The 21,749-nt window shown below is 63.7% G+C and carries 18 protein-coding genes; 3 read left to right on the top strand and 15 right to left on the bottom strand.

What is annotated here, in order from left to right; all coding sequences use genetic code 11:
* Positions 1-2: 2 nt before the first annotated feature.
* From RW095_RS12195 to RW095_RS12205, 3 genes are all read right to left on the bottom strand, one after another.
* Positions 3-1,010: a zinc-dependent alcohol dehydrogenase family protein gene (locus RW095_RS12195; protein WP_317019271.1), complete on the bottom strand. Its 1,008-nt coding sequence runs from the start codon at positions 1,008-1,010 to the stop codon at positions 3-5.
* Positions 1,011-1,130: 120 nt separating this feature from the next.
* Entirely contained in the window at positions 1,131-1,928 is a 798-nt protein-coding gene (locus RW095_RS12200; RefSeq protein ID WP_317019272.1) for an O-fucosyltransferase family protein, read from the bottom strand.
* A 294-nt stretch (positions 1,929-2,222) separates the two neighbouring features.
* A complete protein-coding gene (locus tag RW095_RS12205; RefSeq protein WP_317019273.1) occupies positions 2,223-3,800 on the bottom strand; it encodes a tetratricopeptide repeat protein in 1,578 nt (525 codons plus the stop codon).
* 245 nt (positions 3,801-4,045) lie between these two features.
* Here RW095_RS12205 and RW095_RS12210 point away from each other — a divergent pair, with 245 nt between their 5' ends.
* Both RW095_RS12210 and copM read left to right on the top strand, forming a co-directional pair.
* A complete protein-coding gene (locus tag RW095_RS12210; protein ID WP_394365123.1) occupies positions 4,046-4,249 on the top strand; it encodes a heavy-metal-associated domain-containing protein in 204 nt (67 codons plus the stop codon).
* A 43-nt stretch (positions 4,250-4,292) separates the two neighbouring features.
* Complete coding sequence (gene copM / locus RW095_RS12215) at positions 4,293-4,688, top strand: CopM family metallochaperone (protein WP_317019274.1); 396 nt, start codon at positions 4,293-4,295, stop codon at positions 4,686-4,688.
* 81 nt (positions 4,689-4,769) lie between these two features.
* Here copM and RW095_RS12220 read toward each other — a convergent pair whose 3' ends face one another.
* The 4 genes from RW095_RS12220 to prpC all read right to left on the bottom strand — a co-directional run bounded on the left by RW095_RS12220 (position 4,770) and on the right by prpC (position 10,770).
* Positions 4,770-5,234 (bottom strand): hypothetical protein, encoded by a 465-nt coding sequence (locus RW095_RS12220; protein WP_317019275.1) that lies wholly within the window; start codon positions 5,232-5,234, stop codon positions 4,770-4,772.
* A gap of 332 nt (positions 5,235-5,566) precedes the next feature.
* Positions 5,567-6,742, bottom strand: a complete 1,176-nt coding sequence (gene prpF / locus RW095_RS12225; RefSeq protein WP_317019276.1) for a 2-methylaconitate cis-trans isomerase PrpF — start codon at positions 6,740-6,742, stop codon at positions 5,567-5,569.
* A 25-nt stretch (positions 6,743-6,767) separates the two neighbouring features.
* Positions 6,768-9,365 carry a Fe/S-dependent 2-methylisocitrate dehydratase AcnD gene (gene acnD, locus RW095_RS12230; protein WP_317019277.1) on the bottom strand — a complete coding sequence of 866 codons (2,598 nt, stop codon included), beginning with the start codon at positions 9,363-9,365 and terminating at the stop codon, positions 6,768-6,770.
* A gap of 235 nt (positions 9,366-9,600) precedes the next feature.
* On the bottom strand, positions 9,601-10,770 hold the full coding sequence (prpC, locus tag RW095_RS12235) for a bifunctional 2-methylcitrate synthase/citrate synthase (RefSeq protein ID WP_317019278.1): 1,170 nt from the start codon (positions 10,768-10,770) through the stop codon (positions 9,601-9,603).
* Positions 10,771-10,992: 222 nt separating this feature from the next.
* Here prpC and prpR point away from each other — a divergent pair, with 222 nt between their 5' ends.
* Positions 10,993-12,996 carry a propionate catabolism operon regulatory protein PrpR gene (prpR, locus tag RW095_RS12240; RefSeq protein WP_317019279.1) on the top strand — a complete coding sequence of 668 codons (2,004 nt, stop codon included), beginning with the start codon at positions 10,993-10,995 and terminating at the stop codon, positions 12,994-12,996.
* 9 nt (positions 12,997-13,005) lie between these two features.
* Here prpR and RW095_RS12245 read toward each other — a convergent pair whose 3' ends face one another.
* From RW095_RS12245 to RW095_RS12280, 8 genes are all read right to left on the bottom strand, one after another.
* Positions 13,006-13,362: a helix-turn-helix domain-containing protein gene (locus RW095_RS12245; RefSeq protein ID WP_394365124.1), complete on the bottom strand. Its 357-nt coding sequence runs from the start codon at positions 13,360-13,362 to the stop codon at positions 13,006-13,008.
* Positions 13,359-14,528 carry an NAD(P)/FAD-dependent oxidoreductase gene (locus RW095_RS12250; protein WP_317019280.1) on the bottom strand — a complete coding sequence of 390 codons (1,170 nt, stop codon included), beginning with the start codon at positions 14,526-14,528 and terminating at the stop codon, positions 13,359-13,361. The genes RW095_RS12245 and RW095_RS12250 overlap by 4 nt, the downstream gene beginning before the upstream one ends.
* Complete coding sequence (locus RW095_RS12255; protein ID WP_317019281.1) at positions 14,525-15,916, bottom strand: FAD/NAD(P)-dependent oxidoreductase; 1,392 nt, start codon at positions 15,914-15,916, stop codon at positions 14,525-14,527. The genes RW095_RS12250 and RW095_RS12255 overlap by 4 nt, the downstream gene beginning before the upstream one ends.
* Positions 15,901-16,215 (bottom strand): (2Fe-2S)-binding protein, encoded by a 315-nt coding sequence (locus tag RW095_RS12260; RefSeq protein ID WP_317019282.1) that lies wholly within the window; start codon positions 16,213-16,215, stop codon positions 15,901-15,903. Before RW095_RS12260 ends, RW095_RS12255 begins: the two co-directional genes overlap by 16 nt.
* A complete protein-coding gene (locus tag RW095_RS12265; RefSeq protein WP_317019831.1) occupies positions 16,212-18,056 on the bottom strand; it encodes an ABC transporter ATP-binding protein in 1,845 nt (614 codons plus the stop codon). Before RW095_RS12265 ends, RW095_RS12260 begins: the two co-directional genes overlap by 4 nt.
* Positions 18,056-19,003 carry an ABC transporter permease gene (locus RW095_RS12270; RefSeq protein ID WP_317019283.1) on the bottom strand — a complete coding sequence of 316 codons (948 nt, stop codon included), beginning with the start codon at positions 19,001-19,003 and terminating at the stop codon, positions 18,056-18,058. Before RW095_RS12270 ends, RW095_RS12265 begins: the two co-directional genes overlap by 1 nt.
* Positions 19,000-19,953 (bottom strand): ABC transporter permease, encoded by a 954-nt coding sequence (locus RW095_RS12275; protein WP_317019284.1) that lies wholly within the window; start codon positions 19,951-19,953, stop codon positions 19,000-19,002. The genes RW095_RS12270 and RW095_RS12275 overlap by 4 nt, the downstream gene beginning before the upstream one ends.
* 117 nt (positions 19,954-20,070) lie before the next feature.
* Complete coding sequence (locus tag RW095_RS12280) at positions 20,071-21,687, bottom strand: ABC transporter substrate-binding protein (protein ID WP_317019285.1); 1,617 nt, start codon at positions 21,685-21,687, stop codon at positions 20,071-20,073.
* Positions 21,688-21,749: the final 62 nt, after the last annotated feature.

A 21,749-nucleotide genomic window follows, 5' to 3' on the forward strand; every position in this document is an offset into this window, starting at 1 on the left:
GCTCAGATCGATACGCAAATCTTGCCGAAGTGTGCGCCCGCCGCTTCATGCCTGAACGCGTCGCCGAGCTTCGCGAGTTCGAACGTGCTGTCGATTACCGGCTTGATGCCGGTCACTTCGAGCGCGCGGGTCATATCGCGCTGATCCTGCCGGCTGCCGACGATCAAGCCTTGCAGCCGCTGCTGCCGTGCCATCAGCGCCGCGGTGGGCACCGGGCCCGCGCGTCCGGTCAGCACGCCGATCAGCGCGATGTGGCCGCCTATCCGGCAGGCGGTGATCGACTGCGGCAACGTGCCCGGACCGCCCACTTCGATCACATGATCGACGCCTCGCCCCCCGGTCAACGAGCGCACCTCTTTGCCCCACTCGGGATTCTCGCGGTAGTTGATCGTATGATCGGCGCCGAGCGCGCGGAGCTTTTCGAGCTTCGCATCCGACGAGGATGTCGCAATCACCGAGGCGCCCATGGCCTTGGCAAGCTGCAAGCCGAAGATCGACACGCCGCCGGTTCCGAGCACGAGCACCGTGGCACCCGGTTTCAACTGACCGTCGACGACCAGCGCGCGCCATGCCGTGAGTCCGGCCGTGGTGAGCGTCGCGGCCTCGGGGTGGCTGTAGCCCCTCGGCGCATGCGTAAAGTAGTGGCTCGGCAGCACGACAACTTCGCGCGCGTAGCCGTCGATGCCGTCGCCGGGTGTGGTTTTGAAGTCGCCAATCGTGGGTGCACCGTTCTCCCACCACGGGAAGAAGCACGACACCACATGGTCGCCGGCCTTGAATTCGCCGACGCCTTCGCCGACCGCCTCGACGACACCCGCGCCGTCCGCCATCGGAATGCGTCCGGTGTCGGCGGGCAATACGCCGCTTACAACGCCGTAGTCGTGAAAGTTCAACGAGCTGGCGTGGATACGCACGCGGACTTGTCCCGGGCCCGGCTGTCCCGGATCGTCGATATCGACCAACTGGAGACTATCGACGCTGGCAGGTGTTCCGATCTTGACGGCTTTCATGTTGCGAGTCCTTTGTGATGTGCCTGGGCGCTCGGCGCGCGCCCTGTCACAAAAGCATATCGCAAGCCGCTGAAGCGTGTCGCCGGGTCAGGCAGTCGCGCGGCTTCAACGACGCGGCATTCAAACCGCTTTGTCATGCGCCTCCTGCTCGAGCCACAGCCGGCTGTCTGGAAACCAGAACGCATCCGGCCGCGGTGGAGCGACGAGCTTGACGGGCAACGCCGGGTTGAAGATTCGCGACCACGCGGACAGATAAGACGGCGTTTTTACCAGATAGCCGCAGCGGGACAACAGCAGACTGGAGACCAGCGCTTCACGACCGACTTCCAGCCCTGGAAAGCCGCTGAAATGGACCGGCGTTGCGCCGTTCGCGAGCAACCTCGCCGGCGCGACGCTCACCGGCTTGCTGAACGGCCACGCGACGAAGTAGTCGACGAAGGCCTGTTCGTCGCTTGAAATGAACACGTGAGTCAAACACGGATTCTCCGCAAGCGTCGTTTCGACGTGGCGGCAGAAGTCCTTCCACGAAACGGGAATCGCTTCGAGCGTCTTGTCCGTGCCTCTGAAGTGCACGCCCAGTGTGAAAGCGCCGATCCCAAGCTGCTCGCAGATTCCGTCGACCTCGCGAAGGATATGCTGCGCCGGGCGATAGTATGCAAAGAACAGTTCGCTCGCGCTGCCGAGTTCCAGCAGGTGCTCGTAACGTTGCCGGAAGCCTAGCTGAACCAGGTCACGAACCGTCGAAGTCCTGAGCTTGCGCGCGAGCGGCAAAGCAGCTGAAGCGCGTACCGGTTCGAAGAACGCGGAGAACCAGTCGACCCTTCCATCGGCATCGCCATACAGGCCGCCGCGAGCGCTAATGCGCGGCGTCAGGCATTTTTCCTCACAAAACATGAGGATGAACAATACCATTTGCATGACGGAGAAAAAGCCGGAGTTCTCCTTGATCTCGATCGCAAAGACGCCCCGGTGAGGCGCTGTGTCGCATGAAGCGATATGCGACGAGGCGTGGCGATGGAATGCTTGAATCGCTCGCTCCGGCGGATCTGTTTTGCCCTGTCGACGACTTTTCTCAGCATGCCCGGCCCCTGTTGATCGATTATTTTGTCAAACAGCACACGCCTCACCGGCGATGGAAACCACAACGCGACAGCGCCCGAGCTTAGCACCCCGAACTCACCAGTCAGTAAATCTGGCGTGACGTTGAGTTAGCTAGCGCACAAAAGAACGGTAAGTTATGCCCGGTTCATAACGCTGCTTCAATTGCGCCGCGACGCGCTCGATTACTTCGTCCCAATTGCCCCGTTGCGGTTGCGTGAAGATGCGCACCGTCGGATACCACGGGCTGTCGTCGCGATTGCGCAGCCACCGCCAGCAACCGGCAAAACGATTCAGCAGCCAGACCGGCTTGCCCATGGCCGCTGCCAGATGAGCGACCGACGTATCGACCGAAATGACGAGGTCCAGGTTGTCGATGATCGCGGCAGTGTCCGCAAAGTCCGACACGTCGTCCATCCAGTCGGTGAGATACGCTTTCGTCGAGGCGCTCGCGCGCTTGGCCAGGTCGTCGGCTTTCTGCAAGCTGATCCAGCGGATTCGCGACAAAGAAAACAATGGCGCGAATTGCGCACATGTCAGGCTGCGCGCGCGATCTTCGGTGAGCCCGGAGTGGCCGCCGGCCCACACCACGCCGACGCGCGGCAAGTCCGGCCGTGCCAACGCGCCGAGTTTTGTCCGCCACCCGGCGGAACGCCGCGGCTCTGCGCGCAGATCCGCCGGGGTCGGGATGTTGTCGAGGCGGGTGCCGAATGCCAGAGGCAACGACATCAACGAACATTGCCAGTCCCACTCTTTCACATCAGGCAGGACGTCGTCGAGCATGACGAGGCCGGGCCAGCGCGCACACAACGACTCTTCATAAAGACGCCGCAGCGACGGCGGGCAGATACAGCCCACCTGGGCAAAACGTTCGAGCGCGAGCGGCAGGTAACGCACGAATTGCAAGCTGTCGCCGTGACCTTGCTCCGGCAGAACGAGCAGACGCGCGCCGCCCTCGCGCAGGCCATGCGCGCCGCCCTCGACGTCGGGATGCTCGCCCTTCCACTGCGGCCATGGGAGTTCCGGACGCTGGGACACGGGCCGCCCGCCGGCATCGACGAAATTCGCCCAACGGTCTTCAAAGTACGGCCACGCTTCTTCGTATCGCCCCGCCGCCAGCAGGACCTGACTGAGACTTGCACGCGCTCCGCGATTTGACGGGTCTAACGTCATGGCGCGCCTGAGGTGCTGCTCGGCCTTGCTCAACGAGCCCAGGTCTTTCACGACGACGCCCAGGTTCGCGTGCGCTTGCGCATAGTCCGGCTTGAGTTCGATCAACGTGCGATAGACTGCTGCCGCCTCTTCCGCACGCCCTTGCAACTGCAGCGCGACGCCCAGGTAATAGTGAAGCGCAAGCGAATCCGGCTGATACGCGAGCCCCGCTCTGGCAGTGTGCACAATGCTCGCGAACGCGCGCAGCTTGATCTGGACGAGGCACAGCATGTCGAAGAACGGCGGCTGCGGCTCGACTTGTACTGCACGCTCGATCCAGCGTTGCGCCAATGGCAGTTGGTCCAGCGCGAGCGCCACCAGTCCGCGCGAGTAGAGCGCAGCCGCGTGCGTCGAATCATGCACAATGATTCGATCGAGAAGCGCCTGCGCCGTGTCGAAGCGACCTGCGAGGCGTGCTTCTTCCGCTTCGTTGAACCACAGCGAAATAGCTTGGGGTGATACCGGGGACTGGTTGTGCATGATCGCGCGAATGAGTCTGCGTGGATAAACCGTGAGCCTCGACTGGCGCAGACTGCGAACTCTGCTCTGCGCTTGGGAGTCACGTCGATTATCGAAGTCATAGGCGGGCGCCTGTGTAGGACCGTTCCCAATGGCGGGCACACATTGGCGTCAGCGGTGAAAGTAAAGACGCATGCATGCAGACTTGACCTTACCGCCGTGGGAAGGTCCAAGATCGTCTTGAGACTTCTCTCAGGAGATTGGGAATGAAACTGGAATTAACCGTTCAGGATAAGTCTTGCGGTGGATGCGCCAACGCGATTGCTCGCGCGATCGCCGGTCTTGATCCGGCTGCGGCGGTTGACATCGGCGTGTCCACGAAGATCGTCAAGATAGCGTGGCCGCTGGCACCAACGCAATTCATCGAGACAATCGCGGCAGCGGGGTTTCCTCCGTCGGTGAGAGACTGATGAGCCACGCGTCGCTTGAACAACTTTTTAACGGGAATCGACTATGAAGAAACTTCGCGCCTTTCGTGCATTGTGCCTGTTCGGCGGCGTGGCATGCGCCGTCGCCACCGCGCCTGTCCACGCGCAGCACACGGCGTCCATGCCCGGCATGGACATGTCCTCAGCCGATGCGGGTTCCGGCGACTCGACGCCGGCATTCAAAGCCGCCGACGAAAAGATGATGAAAGACATGAGCGCGCCGACCTACACGGGGGACGCCGATAAAGACTTCGTCGCGCACATGATCCCGCACCACCAGGGCGCGATCGACATGGCGCAGGTCGAACTCAAGTACGGCAAGGATCCGGAGTTGAAGCGCCTGGCGAGAAACATCATCAAGGCGCAGCACGACGAAATCGGCTTCATGCAACGCTGGCAGGCCAGGCACGGGGCGAAGTAAGGCTGCAAGGGCGACGGGTGCCAGACGGATACCGGCACGGAGAACGGCGGCCTTCGGTCGCCGGCTACGCTGCGGGTGTGTTCAGTGTTGCGTGACGCCGGGTCCGGGCCCGGCTTCCACGTCGTCGCTTGACGTTTCATCGACGCAAGCCGATTCGTGCGGGCCGGTGCTCATGTCCGGCGCCTGCGCCGCCATCTCTTTTGCCTCCTGCAGCAAACGCGCCGCCCGGCTCGCCGCGATGCGCTTCTTCGCGACTCCCTTCGCATCGAGTGCGATTACCTGGAAGAGTTCGCGGTCACACGCAAGCTCCTGCTGATATTGCTCGCCGGTGCTGACGAGCAATTCGAGCATGCTCTGCTGCCGGCGGCGCTCGTCGATCGTGACAGCAGGATTCCTACATATCGTGGACGCAAGCGTAATCAACGTATCGAATTTGCTCATCTGCCGGTCACAGAGATGGAAAGCCGAGAGCGCAAGCTTTTCGTACTGGAGAGCGTCGACAGGTGGGCGAGAATCGGCTTGCGATTGGCGTTTATTCTTACTCATTGTGCGATCTCCCTAAGACTGCAGTGGGTCGCCCGGCATTCGGTTGAGGTGGGTGAGCGGGCACGACGGGCCTGGAAGACCGGGATACTAACCGACCGGAGCGCCTCGCGGCTCGCCCCCCAGGGACCGCCCCTGGAAACACGGACACGCAGAGGCGGACGCATGCCCATGTGAGCGGTTACGATCACAGGCTTCCAGATCTGACCGTTGAGTGTTTCTCGATGGCCCGGGGATTATAACCAGTGCGAAGCCGCGCAAGTTCAACCGGGTGGGCTAAATGTCCGTGTCGGACGGCACGCATCGGGCCAACACCGGAGCGTTTCTATCTACCCTTACGCCCTAACCCACCCCTCCATCAAAACCCTCGCACTGCGACTCATCACCGCCTTCCTGACCACCCACTCGCCACCGACAACTGCGGCCTCCGCCCCAACCCGCAGCGTCCCTGACGGATGCCCGAACCTCACTGCTTCACGCTCGCCGCCGCCAGCCGCCAGATTCACCAGCGTCCCCGGAATCGCCGCCGCGGTACCGATCGCCACCGCGGCCGTGCCCATCATCGCGTGATGCAGCTTGCCCATCGACATCGCGCGAACCAGCAAATCCACGTCGCCCGAACCGATCCGCTTGCCGCTCGACGACACATAGTCGGCCGGCTTCGCAACGAACGCGATCTTCGGCGTGTGCTGTCGTTTCGCGATCTCGTCCAGGTGCTTGATCAGCCCCATGCGCAGTGCGCCGTGTGCGCGAATCGTCTCGAACATTGCGAGCGCCTTCTCATCGCTATTGATGGCGTCTTGCAACTCCGTGCCCTTGTAGCCGATCGACTCGGCATTCACGAAAATCGTCGGGATTCCGGCGTTGATCATGGTCGCCTTCAGCGTGCCGACGCCCGGCACCTCGAGATCATCAACGAGATTGCCGGTCGGGAACATCGAGCCGCCCGCGCCGTCTTCGTCCGCTGCTGGGTCCATGAATTCGAGCTGCACTTCCGCCGCCGGAAAGGTCACGCCGTCGAGTTCGAAGTCGCCCGTTTCCTGCACTGCGCCACCGGTCATCGGCACATGCGCGATGATCGTCTTGCCGATGTTCGCCTGCCAGATGCGCACGGTCGCCACGCCATCGCGCGGAATCCGGTTTGCCTCGACCAACCCCGCGCTGATCGCGAAAGGACCCACCGCGGCAGAGAGATTGCCGCAATTGCCGCTCCAGTCGACAAACGGCTTGTCTATCGACACCTGTCCGAACAGGTAATCCACATCGTGATCGGGCTTGCTGCTTTTATCGATGATCACGGTCTTGCTCGTGCTCGATGTCGCGCCGCCCATGCCGTCTATCTGCTTGCCGTACGGGTCGGGGCTGCCGATCACGCGCAGCAGCAGCGCGTCGCGCGCCGCGCCGGGCATTTGCGCCGCATCGGGCAAATCCTGCAAGCGGAAGAACACGCCTTTGCTCGTGCCGCCACGCATGTAAGTGGCCGGAATCCTGATCTGCGGTTTGTGCGCCATGAAACAGTGTCCTGAACGATATTGATTAAGCCGCCGCCTTCGACGACTCCAGAAAGTCCTGCGCAAAACGCTGCAGCACGCCGCCGGCCTCGTAGATGGAAAGCTCTTCCGCCGTGTCGAGCCGGCAGGTCACCGGCACCTCGACCCGCTCACCGCTTCTGCGATGAATCACCAGCGTCAGATCCGCGCGCGGCTTGCGCTCGCCGACCACGTCGAAGGTTTCGGTGCCGTCGATCGCCAGCGTGATGCGGTTCACACCAGGCTTGAATTCGAGCGGCAACACGCCCATGCCAACAAGATTCGTGCGGTGAATCCGTTCGAATCCTTCGGCGACAATCGCTTCCGCGCCGGCAAGACGCACGCCCTTGGCCGCCCAGTCACGCGACGACCCCTGGCCATAGTCGGCTCCGGCAATCACGATCAGCGGCTGCTTGCGCTCCATATACGTTTCGATCGCTTCCCACATACGCGTGATCTTGCCCTCCGGCTCGATGCGCGCAAACGAACCGGCCTTCACCTTGCCGTCTTCGATCACCATCTCGTTCTTCAGCGTCGGGTTGGCGAACGTGGCGCGCTGCGCCGTCAGGTGATCGCCGCGATGCGTCGCATACGAATTGAAATCTTCTTCGGGCAAGCCCATTTTCGTCAGGTATTCGCCTGCTGCGCTGTCCGGCAAGATTGCATTCGACGGCGACAGGTGGTCGGTCGTGATGTTGTCGCCGAGCACGGCGAGGGCACGCATGCCCCGCAACGTGCGCTCGCCCGCAAGCGCGCCTTCCCAATACGGCGGACGGCGAATGTATGTGCTCATCGGCCGCCAGTCGTAGAGCGGGTTCGCTTTCTCCTGTGTGTCCACCGAAACCGCGAACATCGGCTCGTACACTTTGCGGAACTGCTCGGGCTTGACGCTCGAAGCCACGATCGCGTCGATTTCTTCATCGGACGGCCAGATGTCCTTCAGCGTCACATTATTGCCTTCGGCATCGACACCGAGCACATCCTTTTCGATGTCGAAGCGAATCGTGCCCGCAATCGCATAAGCCACCACCAGCGGCGGCGATGCAAGAAACGCCTGCTTCGCGAACGGATGAATGCGGCCATCGAAATTGCGGTTGCCCGACAGCACGGCAGTCGCATACAGGTCGCGCCCCACGATCTCCTTCTGGATCGCCGGGTCGAGCGCGCCGGACATGCCGTTGCACGACGTGCACGCATACGCGACTACGCCAAAGCCAAGCTGTTCGAGCCCGGGCAGCAAGCCGGCTTCTTCCAGATACAACGTGACGGCTTTCGAGCCCGGCGCGAGCGATGTCTTCGCCCAAGGCTTGCGCGTGAGTCCTCGCCGGTTCGCGTTACGCGCGAGCAGGCCGGCGGCGATCATGTTGCGCGGATTGTTGGTGTTCGTGCAGCTCGTGATCGCCGCGATGATCACCGCGCCGTCCGGCATCAAGCCCGGCTCGTTCTCGACCTTGCCGCTAATGCCGCGCGCCGCCAGTTCGGAAACCGGCAGGCGCCGGTGCGGATTCGACGGCCCGGCGAGCGTGCGCACGACCGTGGACAGATCGAACTTCAGCACGCGCTCGTACTCGGCATGCGTGAGGCTGTCGGCCCACAGGCCGGTTTCTTTCGCGTACATTTCGACGAGCTTTACCAGTTCGTCGTCGCGGCCGGTGAGCTTCAGGTACTTGATGGTCTGCTCGTCGATATAGAACATCGCAGCGGTCGCGCCGAATTCGGGCGCCATATTGGCAATCGTCGCGCGGTCGCCGAGCGTGAGCTTCGCCGTACCCTTGCCGAAGAATTCAAGGTACGCGCCGACCACTTTTTCCTTGCGCAGAAATTCGGTCAGCGAGAGCACGACGTCGGTTGCCGTAATGCCTTCAGCGGGCTTACCCGTCAACTCCACACCGACGATATCCGGCAGACGCATATACGACGCGCGGCCCAGCATCACACTTTCCGCTTCGAGTCCGCCGACGCCGATCGCGATCACGCCGAGCGCGTCGACCATCGGCGTATGCGAGTCCGTGCCCACCAGCGTATCGGGAAATGCGACGCCGTCGCTCACCTGCACGACCGGACTCATGCGTTCGAGGTTGATCTGATGCAGGATGCCGTTGCCCGGCGGAATCACGTCGACGTTCCTGAATGCGCGCTTCGTCCAGTTGATGAAATCGAAGCGGTCTTCATTACGGCGATCTTCGATCGCGCGGTTCTTCGCGAACGCATCCGGATCGAAGCCGCCGCACTCCACGGCGAGCGAGTGATCCACGACGAGTTGCGTCGGCACCACCGGATTGACCATCGCCGGGTCGCCGCCTTGCGCGGCGATCGCGTCGCGCAATCCGGCGAGATCGACCAGCGCGGTCTGGCCGAGAATGTCGTGACATACCACGCGCGCCGGAAACCACGGGAAATCCAGCTCGCGCTTGCGTTCCACAATCTGTTTCAGCGACGCGACGAGCGTCACCGGATCGCAGCGCCGCACGAGATTTTCGGCGAGCACGCGCGACGTGTACGGCAGCTTGTCGTATGCGCTGGCCTGGATTGCGTCGACGGCGGCGCGCGCATCGAAGAAATCGAGCTGGGTGCCGGGAAGGCGTTTGCGGTAAGCAGTATTCATGGCGTGGGACTAACAGTAATGATGCGGGAACAAGGGCGGCGGCCATCGCATTGAGCGGGCGTTTTTAACGGCGCGTTCCTGCTTTGGTGAAGCAATCGGTCTAGTGTAGCTCGCGTCGGCAAAAAGCGGCCTTGGCTCGGGGCATCAGCGAGCCAAGGCGCAGGTTCGTCGCGTCCGCTCTCTCCGGACGCGATGCGAAACAACCCTTTCAGCTTGCGCGACTGCTCTGACAACCTCAGCCGCGCTTCGCGAGCGGCACGAACGGCAGATCGTCGGGACCGGTGTAATTCGCGCTCGGGCGGATGATCTTGTTGTCGATCCGCTGCTCGATGATGTGCGCGCTCCAGCCGGCCGTGCGTGCAATGACGAAGAGCGGTGTGAACATCGCCGTGGGCACGCCCATCATGTGATACGAAACGGCGCTGAACCAGTCCAGGTTGGGGAACATCTTCTTCGCTTCCCACATCACCGATTCGAGCCTCTCCGCGATGTTGAAAAGCTTGTTGTTACCCGCTTCCTTCGAAAGCTTCTTCGCCACTTCCTTGATAACCTTGTTGCGCGGGTCCGAGATCGTGTAGACCGGGTGACCGAAACCGATCACCACTTCCTTGTTCTCGACGCGCCGGCGGATATCGCTTTCCGCTTCGTCCGGCGTCTGGTAGCGCGACTGGATTTCGAACGCGACTTCATTTGCGCCGCCGTGCTTCGGTCCGCGCAACGCGCCGATTGCGCCGGTGATCGCCGAATAGATGTCAGAACCGGTGCCCGCGATCACGCGTCCCGTGAACGTCGACGCGTTGAACTCATGCTCGGCATACAGGTTCAGCGACACATGCATTGCATCGACCCACGACTTCGAAGGCTCGACCCCGTGCAGCAGATGCAGGAAGTGGCCGCCGATCGAATCGTCGTCGGTTTCCACCTCAATGCGTTTGCCGTTGTGCGAATAGTGGTACCAGTAGAGCAGCATCGAGCCGAGCGACGCCATCAGTTTGTCGGCGATATCGCGCGCGCCGGGCAGGTTGTGATCGTCCTTCTCCGGCAGCACGGTGCCGAGCACCGAGACGCCGGTGCGCATCACGTCCATTGGATGTGCGGCCGCGGGAATCCATTCGAGCGCGGCCTTCACGTTTGCGGGCAGGCCGCGCAGCGCCCTGAGCTTCGTCTTGTAGGCGGTGAGTTCGGCCTGGGTCGGCAGCTTCTCGTGCACGAGCAGATACGCGATCTCCTCGAACTCGCAATTGCCCGCGATGTCGAGAATGTCGTAGCCGCGATAGTGCAGGTCGTTGCCGGTCTTGCCGACCGTGCAAAGCGCCGTGTTGCCCGCGGTCACGCCGGACAGCGCGACGGATTTCTTTGGTTTGAATGCGCCCGCGTTCGGCGTGCTGTTGTCTGCTTCGCTCATCAGTTTGTCTCCAGTTGCCATGGTGCGTTTTTAAACGGGTCGTTAAACGCAAAGATCGGGCCATGTGTTGCAGCACGCGCTAAGTGTCTGTTTCGGCGAAGATCCCGCATTCTGCGGAACATCCGTCATTTCACTCATGAAAGAGCTGCGTTTCATTTTTGAAATGGATGCGAGCATAATGACTAGATCTTGCCAATCGGGAGCGCACCCCGCGCCACTGCCGTGAGCACACCTCCTTTCGACACCGTCCAGCGCCCGCGCATCTGGGCGCTCAGCATCAGCCGCCTGCGCGATCTGTTTTTCGACATCGCCGGCGAATACGTCGAGCGCGCCGACCTGCGCATCGTCGCGCAAGGTTTCGAAGACGCCGTTCGCGAGATCGAGGCGGCCGGCGCGTCGCGTCCCGATGTCGTCATTGCCGGCGGCTCGAACGGCGCATATCTGAAAACTCGCGTCGCCGTGCCGGTCGTGATGATCACGCCAACGGGCTTCGACGTCATGCACGCGCTCGCGCGCGCTCGCCGCGACGGCGCGAAAGTCGCGCTCGTCACGCATGGCAACACGCCCGACGAGGTGCGCCGCTTCGTCACCGCATTCGGGCTCGACGTGACGTTCGCCTCGCATCAGTCCGCGCAAGACGCGGAAAGCGTCGTGCTGGATCTGCGCGATCGGGGCGTGGACGTGGTGGTCGGCCCAGGCCTCGTGACCGACCTGGCCGCGAGCGCCGGCATGGGCGCCGTGTTTCTCTACTCGCGCGCGTCGGTGCGCGCCGGTTTCGACACGGCGCTCGAAGTCGCGCAGGCCACGCGGCGTGAAACGATACGCCGTCAACGGCTCGACAACCTGCTGCAACACTTGCGCGACGGCGTCGTCGCGCTCGACTCGCAAGGCCGCGTAGAAGCGATGAACCAGCGTCTTGCCGCCGTGCTCGGCATCGACCCGGCAAAAGCAGTGGGCCGCGCGTTGCTCGACCTCGCACCGGATCTCGCGGGCAGCCTGCCCGATTCGGACGGCGACGCGTTCTGCACTGTGCGCGGCGCGAGCTATGTCGTGCACCGAGGGCCGCTTGCGACGAGCGGCGCGGCGGCGGGCACGGTGCTGACGTTCCAGGAATCGCGCGCGGTCGAGCGGCTCGACCGCACATTGCGCTCGCGTCAGCGTGTGCAGCAGTTCAGCGCTCGGTACCGGCTTGAAGACATGGTCGGCGCGTCGGAATCCATGCAGCGGGTGCGCGCGCTCGTGCAGCGTTATGCGAGGTCGGACGCCACCGTGCTGATTCTCGGCGAGAGCGGCACCGGCAAGGAAATGGTCGCGCAAAGCATGCATCACCTGAGCGCGCGACGCGACTTCGCATTCGTCGCAATCAATTGCGGCGCTTTTCCCGAAGCCTTGCTGGAAAGTGAACTGTTCGGTTACGAGGAAGGCGCGTTCACCGGCGCGCGCAAAGGCGGCAAGGCGGGGCTCATCGAAGTCGCGCATCGCGGCACGCTGTTTCTCGATGAAATCGGTGAAATGCCGCTCTCGTTGCAAAGCCGGTTGTTGCGCGTGCTGCAGGAGCGGGAAGTCGTGCGGCTTGGTTCGACGGTGCCCACGCGCGTCGACATTCGTGTTGTCGCGGCGACGCATCGGGCGTTGACCGCAGGCATCGAAGCCGGCACTTTCCGCGCCGATCTGTACTACCGGCTCAACATTCTCAGCATCGCGCTGCCGCCGCTGCGCGAGCATCCCACGGACCTGATTCCGCTCGCCGTCGAGTTGCTATTGCAAGCAGCATCGCGTGAGCCGAGGCTCGCCGCGCGCCTGCCCGACGCCGCTGCCGCTGGTCGCGTTCTGGCCGGGCTCGCGGAGCCGTTGCAGCGCTATGCGTGGCCCGGCAACGTGCGGGAATTGCAGAACGTGGTGGAGCGAATCGCGGTCGAGCTTGCCGAGATGGACGTGGATCTGCAAGCACAAGCCGGCGCGCAAACCAACCCGAGCAGGCACGGCGCAATCGCGCAACCGCTCATCACACGCGACATGCTGCGCATCATCGCGCCCGAGCTCGTGGAGCCGCACCACACGCGTTCGAAGAAAGCCGCGCTCACGTTGCGCGAACGCAGCCGTCATGTGGAAGCCGACGAAATCCGCGCCGCCCTTGCCGCGCACGGCGGCGATCGCGACGCGGTTTGCGCCGCGCTCGGCATCAGCAAGACGACCTTATGGCGGAAGCTGAACGCACCGCGCTAGCTTTCGCGCTCACATTGCCTGCTTGCCCGCATTGCCAGTATTGGCCGCCGCGCGTTGAATGAACATGCTGGGTGTCATGCCGCAGCATCGTTTGAAATGCCGGCCAAAATGGCTTTGATCGAAAAAGCCGACTTCGGTGGCGACCACCGATCCGGGCACACCTTCGAGCAGCATCGTCTGCGCCCGCTGAATCCGCACGCCGCACAGATAGCGATACGGCGACGAACCGTATTGCTGCCGGAACACCGTCGCGAAACGCGACACGCTCAGTGCGGACAGCGCCGCGAGTTGCGCGAGCGTCACCGGCTCGTTGAAATGAGCTTCGATAAAAGCGCGCGCGGCATTGAGGCTGAGGGACTGTTTCATGACGTCACGACGCTCGAGCGAGGCGCCGGCTCTTTTGCGAAACGCCGAATGGAGAACTTGTCCAGTGGAATCGCCGTGCTGCCCGTATCCACGAGTTCCGCCATCGTCTCGCCGACGCCCGGGCCAATCTGAAACCCGGCGCCGTTGAAGCCGAATGCATAGAAAAGACCGTCGACCTTGCTGCTCGGACCGATCACCGGCTCGCCGTCGGGCAGATAACTTTCGACGCCGCTCCACACGCGAATCACATGCAGCGGCGCGAGCGCGGGCACGAGCCGCCGCATCTGCGCGAGCTGACGCACCGTGTTCTGAGGCAGGACCGACGCGCGGCTCGTCACCGGATCGGCCGGCCCTGCGGGACCGCCGCCGACGATGATGTTGCCGCGCGGAATCTGCCGGAAGTAAATGCCTTCCTGCTTGATGGACGTGAACACGCCCATCGACGATTTGAACACGTAGGGCACCGGCTCCGTCACGCACATTTGCGGGCCGCTCACCGTAAGCGGAGCGCCCTCGCCGAATTGTTCGGTAAGACGCGTCGCCCAGGCGCCCGCACAAATGATCAGTTGCGCGGCGCGGTATACGTCGCCCCGCGCACTTTCCACGCGAAAGCGCTCGCCGTCTTTTTCGACGCGCACGATCTCCGTGTTCTCGATCACCTGCGCGCCGAGCCGCGCCGCCGCGCGTCCGAATGCGGGCGCGGCCAGCCGCGGATTCGCGTGGCCGTCGAGCGGCGAGATGGACGCAGCCAGCACTTCACGTCCAAGAAACGGAAAGCGCCGGAACATTGCTTCGCCGTGCAACACTTCGAGTTCTAGCCTGTGAGCGCGGGCGTCGATCGCGTACTGATCGAAATTCTCGACGTCTTTCTGGTGATAGCACACGCGCGTATGGCCGACCGGCAGAAACTCGACATCGTCGCCGAGCAATTCAGCCGAGCGCTGCCAGGTGCGCAACGCGCGATTGGCCATTGCCAGTTGCGGCAACGCGCGGCCTTGCCGCCGGATGCCGCCAAAGTTCACGCCGCTCGCCTGCTGCCCGGTCAGACCGCGTTCGAGCAGAATCACCGAGCGATTGCGCCGGCGCAGAAAGAACGCCGTCGTGGTACCCATGATGCCGCCGCCGATCACGATGACATCCGCTTCGTTGCGAGTTGCCGCGCTCATTGAGTCACGTCCTCGGTGAGTGCCTCGGTGAGTGCAACAGACAGCGGCTTGACGGGCGCCTGGCCGCGTAACCGTCCCACCGACGACAACGGCACGCAAGCGGCCGCCGCAATAATCTCCGCGCCCGCGTGAGCGCAATAGCGTCCCTGGCAGCGACCCATGCCGACGCGCGAAAACGCCTTCGCGCGATTGGCTTCCCGCGCGCCCGCCTCGCATACGACGCGGCGCAACTCGCCGGCCGTAATCGCTTCGCAGCGGCAAACAATGGTCTCGTCCGGCAGCGACGCGGCGAACTTCGCCGGCCACGGAAACGCTTCGCGCAAGCCCGCAGCAAAGCGTGTAAAGCGCGCGAGTTCAGCGCGCAAGCCTTCCATGTCCTTCATGCCCCCGGTCTGCATGCCCTGGTCGTGCATGGCGGCGAGCGCCGCGAGGCGGCCCGAACGCTCCGCTGCATCGGCGCCGCGCACGCGCGCGCCATCGCCCGCGAGATAGACGCCTTTGATGCTGCTGCGACCGTCGTTGTCCACTTGCGGGAGCCACTGCTGCGCGTCGTCGTCGAAGACGAAGCGGCAACCGGCAAGATCCGCGACTTGCGTTTCCGGGCGCAGGTGATAGCCGAGCGCGACCGCGTCGCATGCGAACTCAATGCGCTTGCCGCCCGGCAACACCGCTTCCACACCGCTCACGCCCGCTTGCGGGGAACCTTTGATCTCCAGAGGCTGCACGCCGCGATAAACCGGCACCCGCGCTTTCGACAACACGCGCGTCAACGCAATGCCCTTTTTGAGCGCGGCGGGAATCGCGAGCAAGCGCGGCAAAGCGGCCATGCGCTGCATGAAGGTCGACGTGTCGAGCACTGCCGCGATCTGCGCGCCCGCCTTCGCATATTGCGCGGACACGAGATACAGCAGCGGCCCGCTGCCCATTATCACGATGCGCGAGCCGATTGCGCAGCCTTGCGATTTCAGTGCGACCTGCGCGCCGCCAAGACTGTATGTGCCCGCCTGATGCCAGCCTTTGACGGGCATGAGCCGGTCGGTTGCGCCGCTGCAAATGATCAGCGCGTCGAACGGCAGCGTGCCGTAACGCGTGCCGCTCACTGTGTGCACCGCATTCGCCGAGATATTCCACACCAGCGTTTCAGGCAGATAGTCGAGCCTGCCTCTCAAAGAATCGAAGCTCTGATGCAACGAAGCGGCGCGCTCCGCCTCCGTGCCATAAAGCGTGTCATAGCTGCGGGAAAAGCCTTCCGGCTGGCGCCGGTATATCTGTCCGCCGTCGCGCCGGCCTTCGTCGATAACGGTTGGACGAAGCCCGGCTTCAACAAGCGCCTGAGCCGCACGCACCCCCGCCGGGCCCGCGCCGATAACGACTACACGCGGGGCCATACGCCCTCCCCGGCTTCGGCCAGTTTCGTGACGATCGACATGCCGGGCGCCGCGGGCGTGCTGCACGCGCGCACACGCTCGCCTTGCGCGGTCCACACCCAGCAGTCCTGACACGCGCCCATCAAACAGAAGCCGGCGCGGCGGCCGTCGCCGAATTCGGAATCGCGCAACGTGCTTCCGCTCGTGAGCAATGCGACCATCAGCGTGTCGCCTTCGGCGGCTTCGCGTAGCACACCGTCGACGGTAATCGGGAAGGTCTTGCGACCGGTTTCCGCGAGCCGCACAAATCGCTGGTTCATGCCGGGATGGTCTCCAGGGTTTGCAAACGGCTGAGCTCGGCCGCCGAATGGTGGCAAAGAATCTCCGCGCCGGAAGGAAGCTTCTTGAGCGACGGCGGCGTCATATTGCATCTACCGTCGATACGCACGGGACAGCGTGAACGGAACGAACACAGTTCGGGCACCTCGGCGCTCTCGCCCATCGCGGGCAATGCGCAAGCAGCCACGTGACGGCGCGCGTCGAGCCAGCCGGGCCTCAGTTCGGGCACCGAATCGACGAGCAACTCCGTGTACGGGTGATACGGGGGCGCGGCGAGCACGTCGCGCTGTCCCGCTTCGACGCGCTGCCCCGCGTACAGCACGATCACTTCGTCGCAGATCGCGCGCACGGTGGAAATGTCGTGGCTGATGAACATGTACGACACGCCAAGCTCGCGCCGCAACTCGGCGAGCAGATCGAGGATCGCGGCGCCGACCACCGTGTCGAGCGCGGATGTCACTTCGTCGCAGAGAATCAGCGCGGGATCGGCGGCGAGCGCGCGCGCCAGATTGACGCGCTGCTTCTGACCGCCGGATAAACCCGCAGGCGTGCGAGTCGCGATGGAAGCCGGCAGCTTCACCAGATCGAGCAGCGCGAGCATGCGTTTCTTCGCAGCAGCGCCACGCAGATGGTGATAGAACGCGAGCGGCCGGCCCAGAATGTCCGCAATCGAATGGCTCGGGTTCAGCGCGGTGTCCGCGTTCTGGAACACGATCTGGATCTGCCGGTACTGCTCGGGCGTGCGGCGCGACAGTTGCGCCGGCAGCGGCTCGCCGTTGAACAGCACGTCCCCGCGTGCGCGGTCGACGAGACCCGCGACCACGCGCGCGAGCGTCGTCTTGCCCGAACCCGATTCGCCGATCACACCGAGCGCGCTGCCGCGGGCAATGCTGAGACTCACGTCATCGAGCACCCGCACGGCGGGCACGCCGAAACGGTCGATACGGCCATAACCCGCCGACAGTCCGCGGATTTCCAGCAGCGGCGGCACGCGCTTCGCGCTTTCCGGCGGCGTGTCGAATGACGCTTCCGGGCGGCGCGTCGCGGCGAGCAACTGGCGCGTGTAGGCATCGACGGGCGCGTCGAGCACTTGCGCGACCGCGCCGTTCTCCTTGACCGCACCGCCGTTCAGCACAACGATGCGATCGGCCATCTGCGCGACCACGGCAAGATCGTGCGACACATACACAGCAGTCGTGCCGAGTTCGCGCACCACCTTCTTGAAGGCCGCGAGCACTTCGATTTGCGTGGTGACGTCGAGCGCGGTAGTCGGTTCGTCGAACACGACGACAGCCGGATCGGTAATCAGCGCCATCGCGGCCATCAAGCGCTGCAACTGCCCGCCGGACACCTGATGCGGATAGCGATCGCCGATTGTCTCCGGCGCGGGCAACGCGAGCGCACGAAAGAGCCCAATTGCCTTGGTCCGCGCGGCGTCTTTAGTCATCAACTGATGCAGCAGCGCCGGCTCGGTGACCTGATCCATGATCGTGCGCGCCGGATTGAAGCCAGCCGCCGCGCTCTGCGCGACATACGCGACGGTGCGCGCCCGCAACGCGCGGCGTCCCCTGGCGTCGAGCGACAGCACGTCGAGCTCGCCGATGCGCACCGAGCCGCCGCTGATCGAGCAGCCCGCGCGAGCATAGCCGAGCAGCGCCAACGCAATGGTCGTCTTGCCCGAACCCGACTCGCCGATCAGCGCGAGCACCTCGCCCTTCTTCACCGAAAAGTCGACGCCTTTGACGATCTCCGTCGCCGGCCCGTGCGCCGCGCCGGCGACGACACGCAGCCCCTTCACTTCAATCATGTCCCGGTCGGCCATCATGCGTCTCCGTGGCTACGGCTGCGACGCCGCAAGTTGTCGATCAGCAGATTCATGCCGATGGTCAGCGTGGCAATCGCCACCGCCGGCATGAGGACCGCGGGCGCGCCTTCCGACAAGCCGCCGATGTTCTCGCGCACGAGCGAACCCCAGTCGGCATTAGGCGGCTGCACCCCGAGGCCGAGGAAGCTCAGGCCGCTCAACAGCAGCACGATGAATACGAAGCGCAGCCCGAAATCCGCGAGCATTGGATGGATCATGTTCGGCAGCACCTCGACGCGCGCGATATACAGCAGACCTTCGCCGCGCGCGCGGGCCACCTGCACGTATTCCAGGCCCATCAGGTTCAACGCGAGCGAGCGAGAGATACGAAACGCGCCTGGAATGTACGCGAGCGCGGCAACCGTGGTGAGCATCGTGATCGACGATCCGAAAGCCGCGATCACGACGAGCGCGAGCACCTTGCTCGGAATCGAAATCAGCGCATCGAACAGGCGGCTCAACACTTCATCGACCCATTTGCCCGACACCGCGGCGAGCAGGCCGAAGAACGTGCCGATTACGCTCGCGAGCAACGCGGCCGCGAGCGCGAGGCCCACCGTATAGCGCGCGCCGTACAGAATGCGGCTCAGCATGTCGCGGCCGAGATAATCGGTGCCGAGCGGATAGGCCGCGCTATAGCGGCCGAAAATTTCCGTCGACGTCAGCGCGCCGCCTTTGTACGGCGCGACCAGCGGTCCAATGAAAGCGACCAGCAGCCAGAACAGCACCATCAGCAGGCCAAGCAGGCCGAGCACCGAAAAGCGCTGCACGAGGCGTTGCAGCACGTTGTACTTCGGGCTCGCCACTTCGACGGGCGGCGTCTCTGCGACGAGTTCATCGCGGCTGACGTCGTATAGCTCGGTGCCGGCGTGAGGAACGTGGGGATTGGTAGGTCGGCTCATCATCGACGCAGCCTCGGGTTGGATACGATCTGACACAGATCCGCGATCAGCACGAGCGCGAGATACGCGGCGCAAAACACCATCACGCAGCCTTGCACGAGCGGCATGTCGCGATTCGTCACAGCGTCGACCATCAGGCTCGCAAGGCCCGGATAGTTGAAGATGGACTCGACGATCACCACGCCGCCGAACAGATACGACAGGCTCAGCGCGACGGCATTGGCAATCGGCCCAATGGTGTTCGGGAGCACATGCCGCAACACCACGCGCCCGGGCGAAGCGCCCTTGAGCAATGCCATCTCCACATACGACGAGTTGAGCTGATCGAGCACGGCGGCGCGCGTCATGCGCGCCATCTGCGCGACGATCACGCAGCACAGCGTCATGACCGGCATCGCATAGATGCGCAGCAGCGCGCCGAACGAATTCACCTCGGACAGATACGACAGCGCGGGCAGCCAGCGCAGTTTCACGGCGAAAATCAGCACCGCGACCGTCGCGACGAGAAACTCGGGAACGGCAACGGTCGACAGCGTCAGCACATTGAGCACACGGTCGAGCAGCGAGCCGCGAAACATCGCCGACGCGATGCCAATTACCAGCGCGACCGGCACCGACACCACCGCAGTCAAGCCGGCGAGCACGAGCGAGTTCGGCAGGCGCGTCGCGATCAACTGGCTAACGGGCAGATTGTTCGACAACGACGTGCCGAAGTTGCCAGTCACAATATGAAGCAGCCACTCGAGGTAGCGTTGCAGCGCGGGCTGATCGAGCCCGAACTGATGCCGCAATGCGGCGACGGCCTCCGGCGTGGCCGCCTGGCCGAGCGCCTGTTGCGCGGCGTCGCCGGGAAGCAGCCCCGTGACGCCGAACACGATTGCCGAAACCAGCAGGAGCGTGAGCAGCGCGAGGCCGAGGCGCGCGGCGATGAGTCGTTGCGCGTGTGCTTTCATTGAAAGTCGCCTCCTTTTTTGCAGCATGCGCGCCGCGTCGCAGCGGCGCGCCGGTGCACGTATTGCGCGTATTGTGGGGAAACGGCGCCCGGTTCACAGAACCGGAACGCCTTTACATTACGCCTCTAGCCAGACGTTTTCGGCAAATGCAAAACCCATCAGACCTGCGAGCGGAATCGAGCCGAGGCCCTTGAGCTTGCTCGTATAGGCGTCGAGCGAACTCTGGAACAACGGAATGCCGATGCCGCCGTTTTCATGCACGAGTACCTGGATGTCGCCGTATATCTGCTTACGCTTGGCGTCGTCCGGTTCGCCGCGCGCCGCGACCAGCAACTGGTCGAACTTCGCACTCTTCCAGTTCGCCTCGTTCCACGGCGCGTCCGACTTGAAGAACTGCGTGAGCAGCACGTCGGCGCTCGGGCGCGCGTTGACTGAACCGTACCCGACCGGATGCTTCATCCAGTGGTTCGACCAGTAGCCGTCCGCCGGCACGCGTGTTACCTGCAGGTTCAAGCCCGCTTGCGGCGCGACCTGCTGAAGCAGCATCGCCATCTCGACCGAACCTTCAGCCGCCGGCGAAGCGAAAATCTGGACCGGCGTGCTGCCGACCTTGGCCTTCTGGAAGTGATACTTCGCCTTGTCCAGATCGAACTTGCGCTGCGGCAAACCGGCCAGGTAGTACTTGTTGGTCGGGTCGATCGGCTGATCGTTGCCGATCGCGCCGTAGCCCTGAAAGATCGCGCGGCGAATCTGCTCGCGATCCTGCAGGTACATCATGCCTCGCCGAAAATCGTCGGTGCCGGTAATGCCGCCTTCGTCGCGAACAACCAGGTCCGTGTACTGGCCGGTTTTCGTTTCGAGCACCGAGAAGCCGCCCGTGCCCTTGATGCGCGGCGCCGAGCGCGGGCTGACCGCGTTGATCAGCTGCACGTCGCCGGAAAGCAGCGCGTTCACGCGTGCCGATTCGTCGCCGATGCCGATCAGTTCGACCTCGTCCAGATGCGGCAGACCCGGCTTCCAGTATTTCTCGTTCTTCACGCCGACCGTGCGAACGCCCGGCGAGAACTCCTTGACCTTGAACGGACCCGTGCCCACAGCCGTTTTGAAGTCCTTGGTGCCGTCCTTGATGATGAGGAAGTGCGACGTGGCGAGGATCACCGGCAAGTCGGCGTTCGCGCCTTCGAGCGTGATCGTCACTTCGTCCGGACCCGTGGCCTTCACTTCCTTGATCTGATCGGCGAGCGTCTTGGCCTTCGACGCCGTCGCCGGGTCCTTGTGACGCATGATCGAATAGACCACGTCGGCAGGCGCGAGCGACTTGCCGTCGTGAAACTGCACGCCGCTGCGCAGCTTGACGATCCACACGGTTGCGTCTTTCGTATCGAGCGACGTGGCGAGTGCCATCTTCGCGCCGAGATGCGAGTCGAGTTCGGTCAGGCCGTTGTAGAACATGTTGCAACGAACGTAGTCGGTGGCGAGCGCCCCCTTCGCGGGGTCGAGCGTGTCAGCCGCCGACGCCGACTGTGTCGCCACGCGAATCTTGCCGCCCTGCCTGGGCGTCGCCTGCGCGAGAGCCGCGCCGCTCGCGCTCAGCAGCCCGGCGCCCGTCATCGACATCATCCCGGCCGCGGCCATCGCGCGCAGCACATCGCGCCGCGAGGCGCCCCGGGCTGTCAATTGCTCCAACCCGTTACCGAGGTCATGAGCGCCATGTTTCGAGTTTTCCTTATTCATCGAACTTCTCCGCAAGTGTGGGCAGTTGTGATGGCTGCGTGGGGTTCACTAACAAACACAAC

The organism is Paraburkholderia kirstenboschensis (genome assembly GCF_032806925.1).
Classification (GTDB): domain Bacteria; phylum Pseudomonadota; class Gammaproteobacteria; order Burkholderiales; family Burkholderiaceae; genus Paraburkholderia; species Paraburkholderia kirstenboschensis.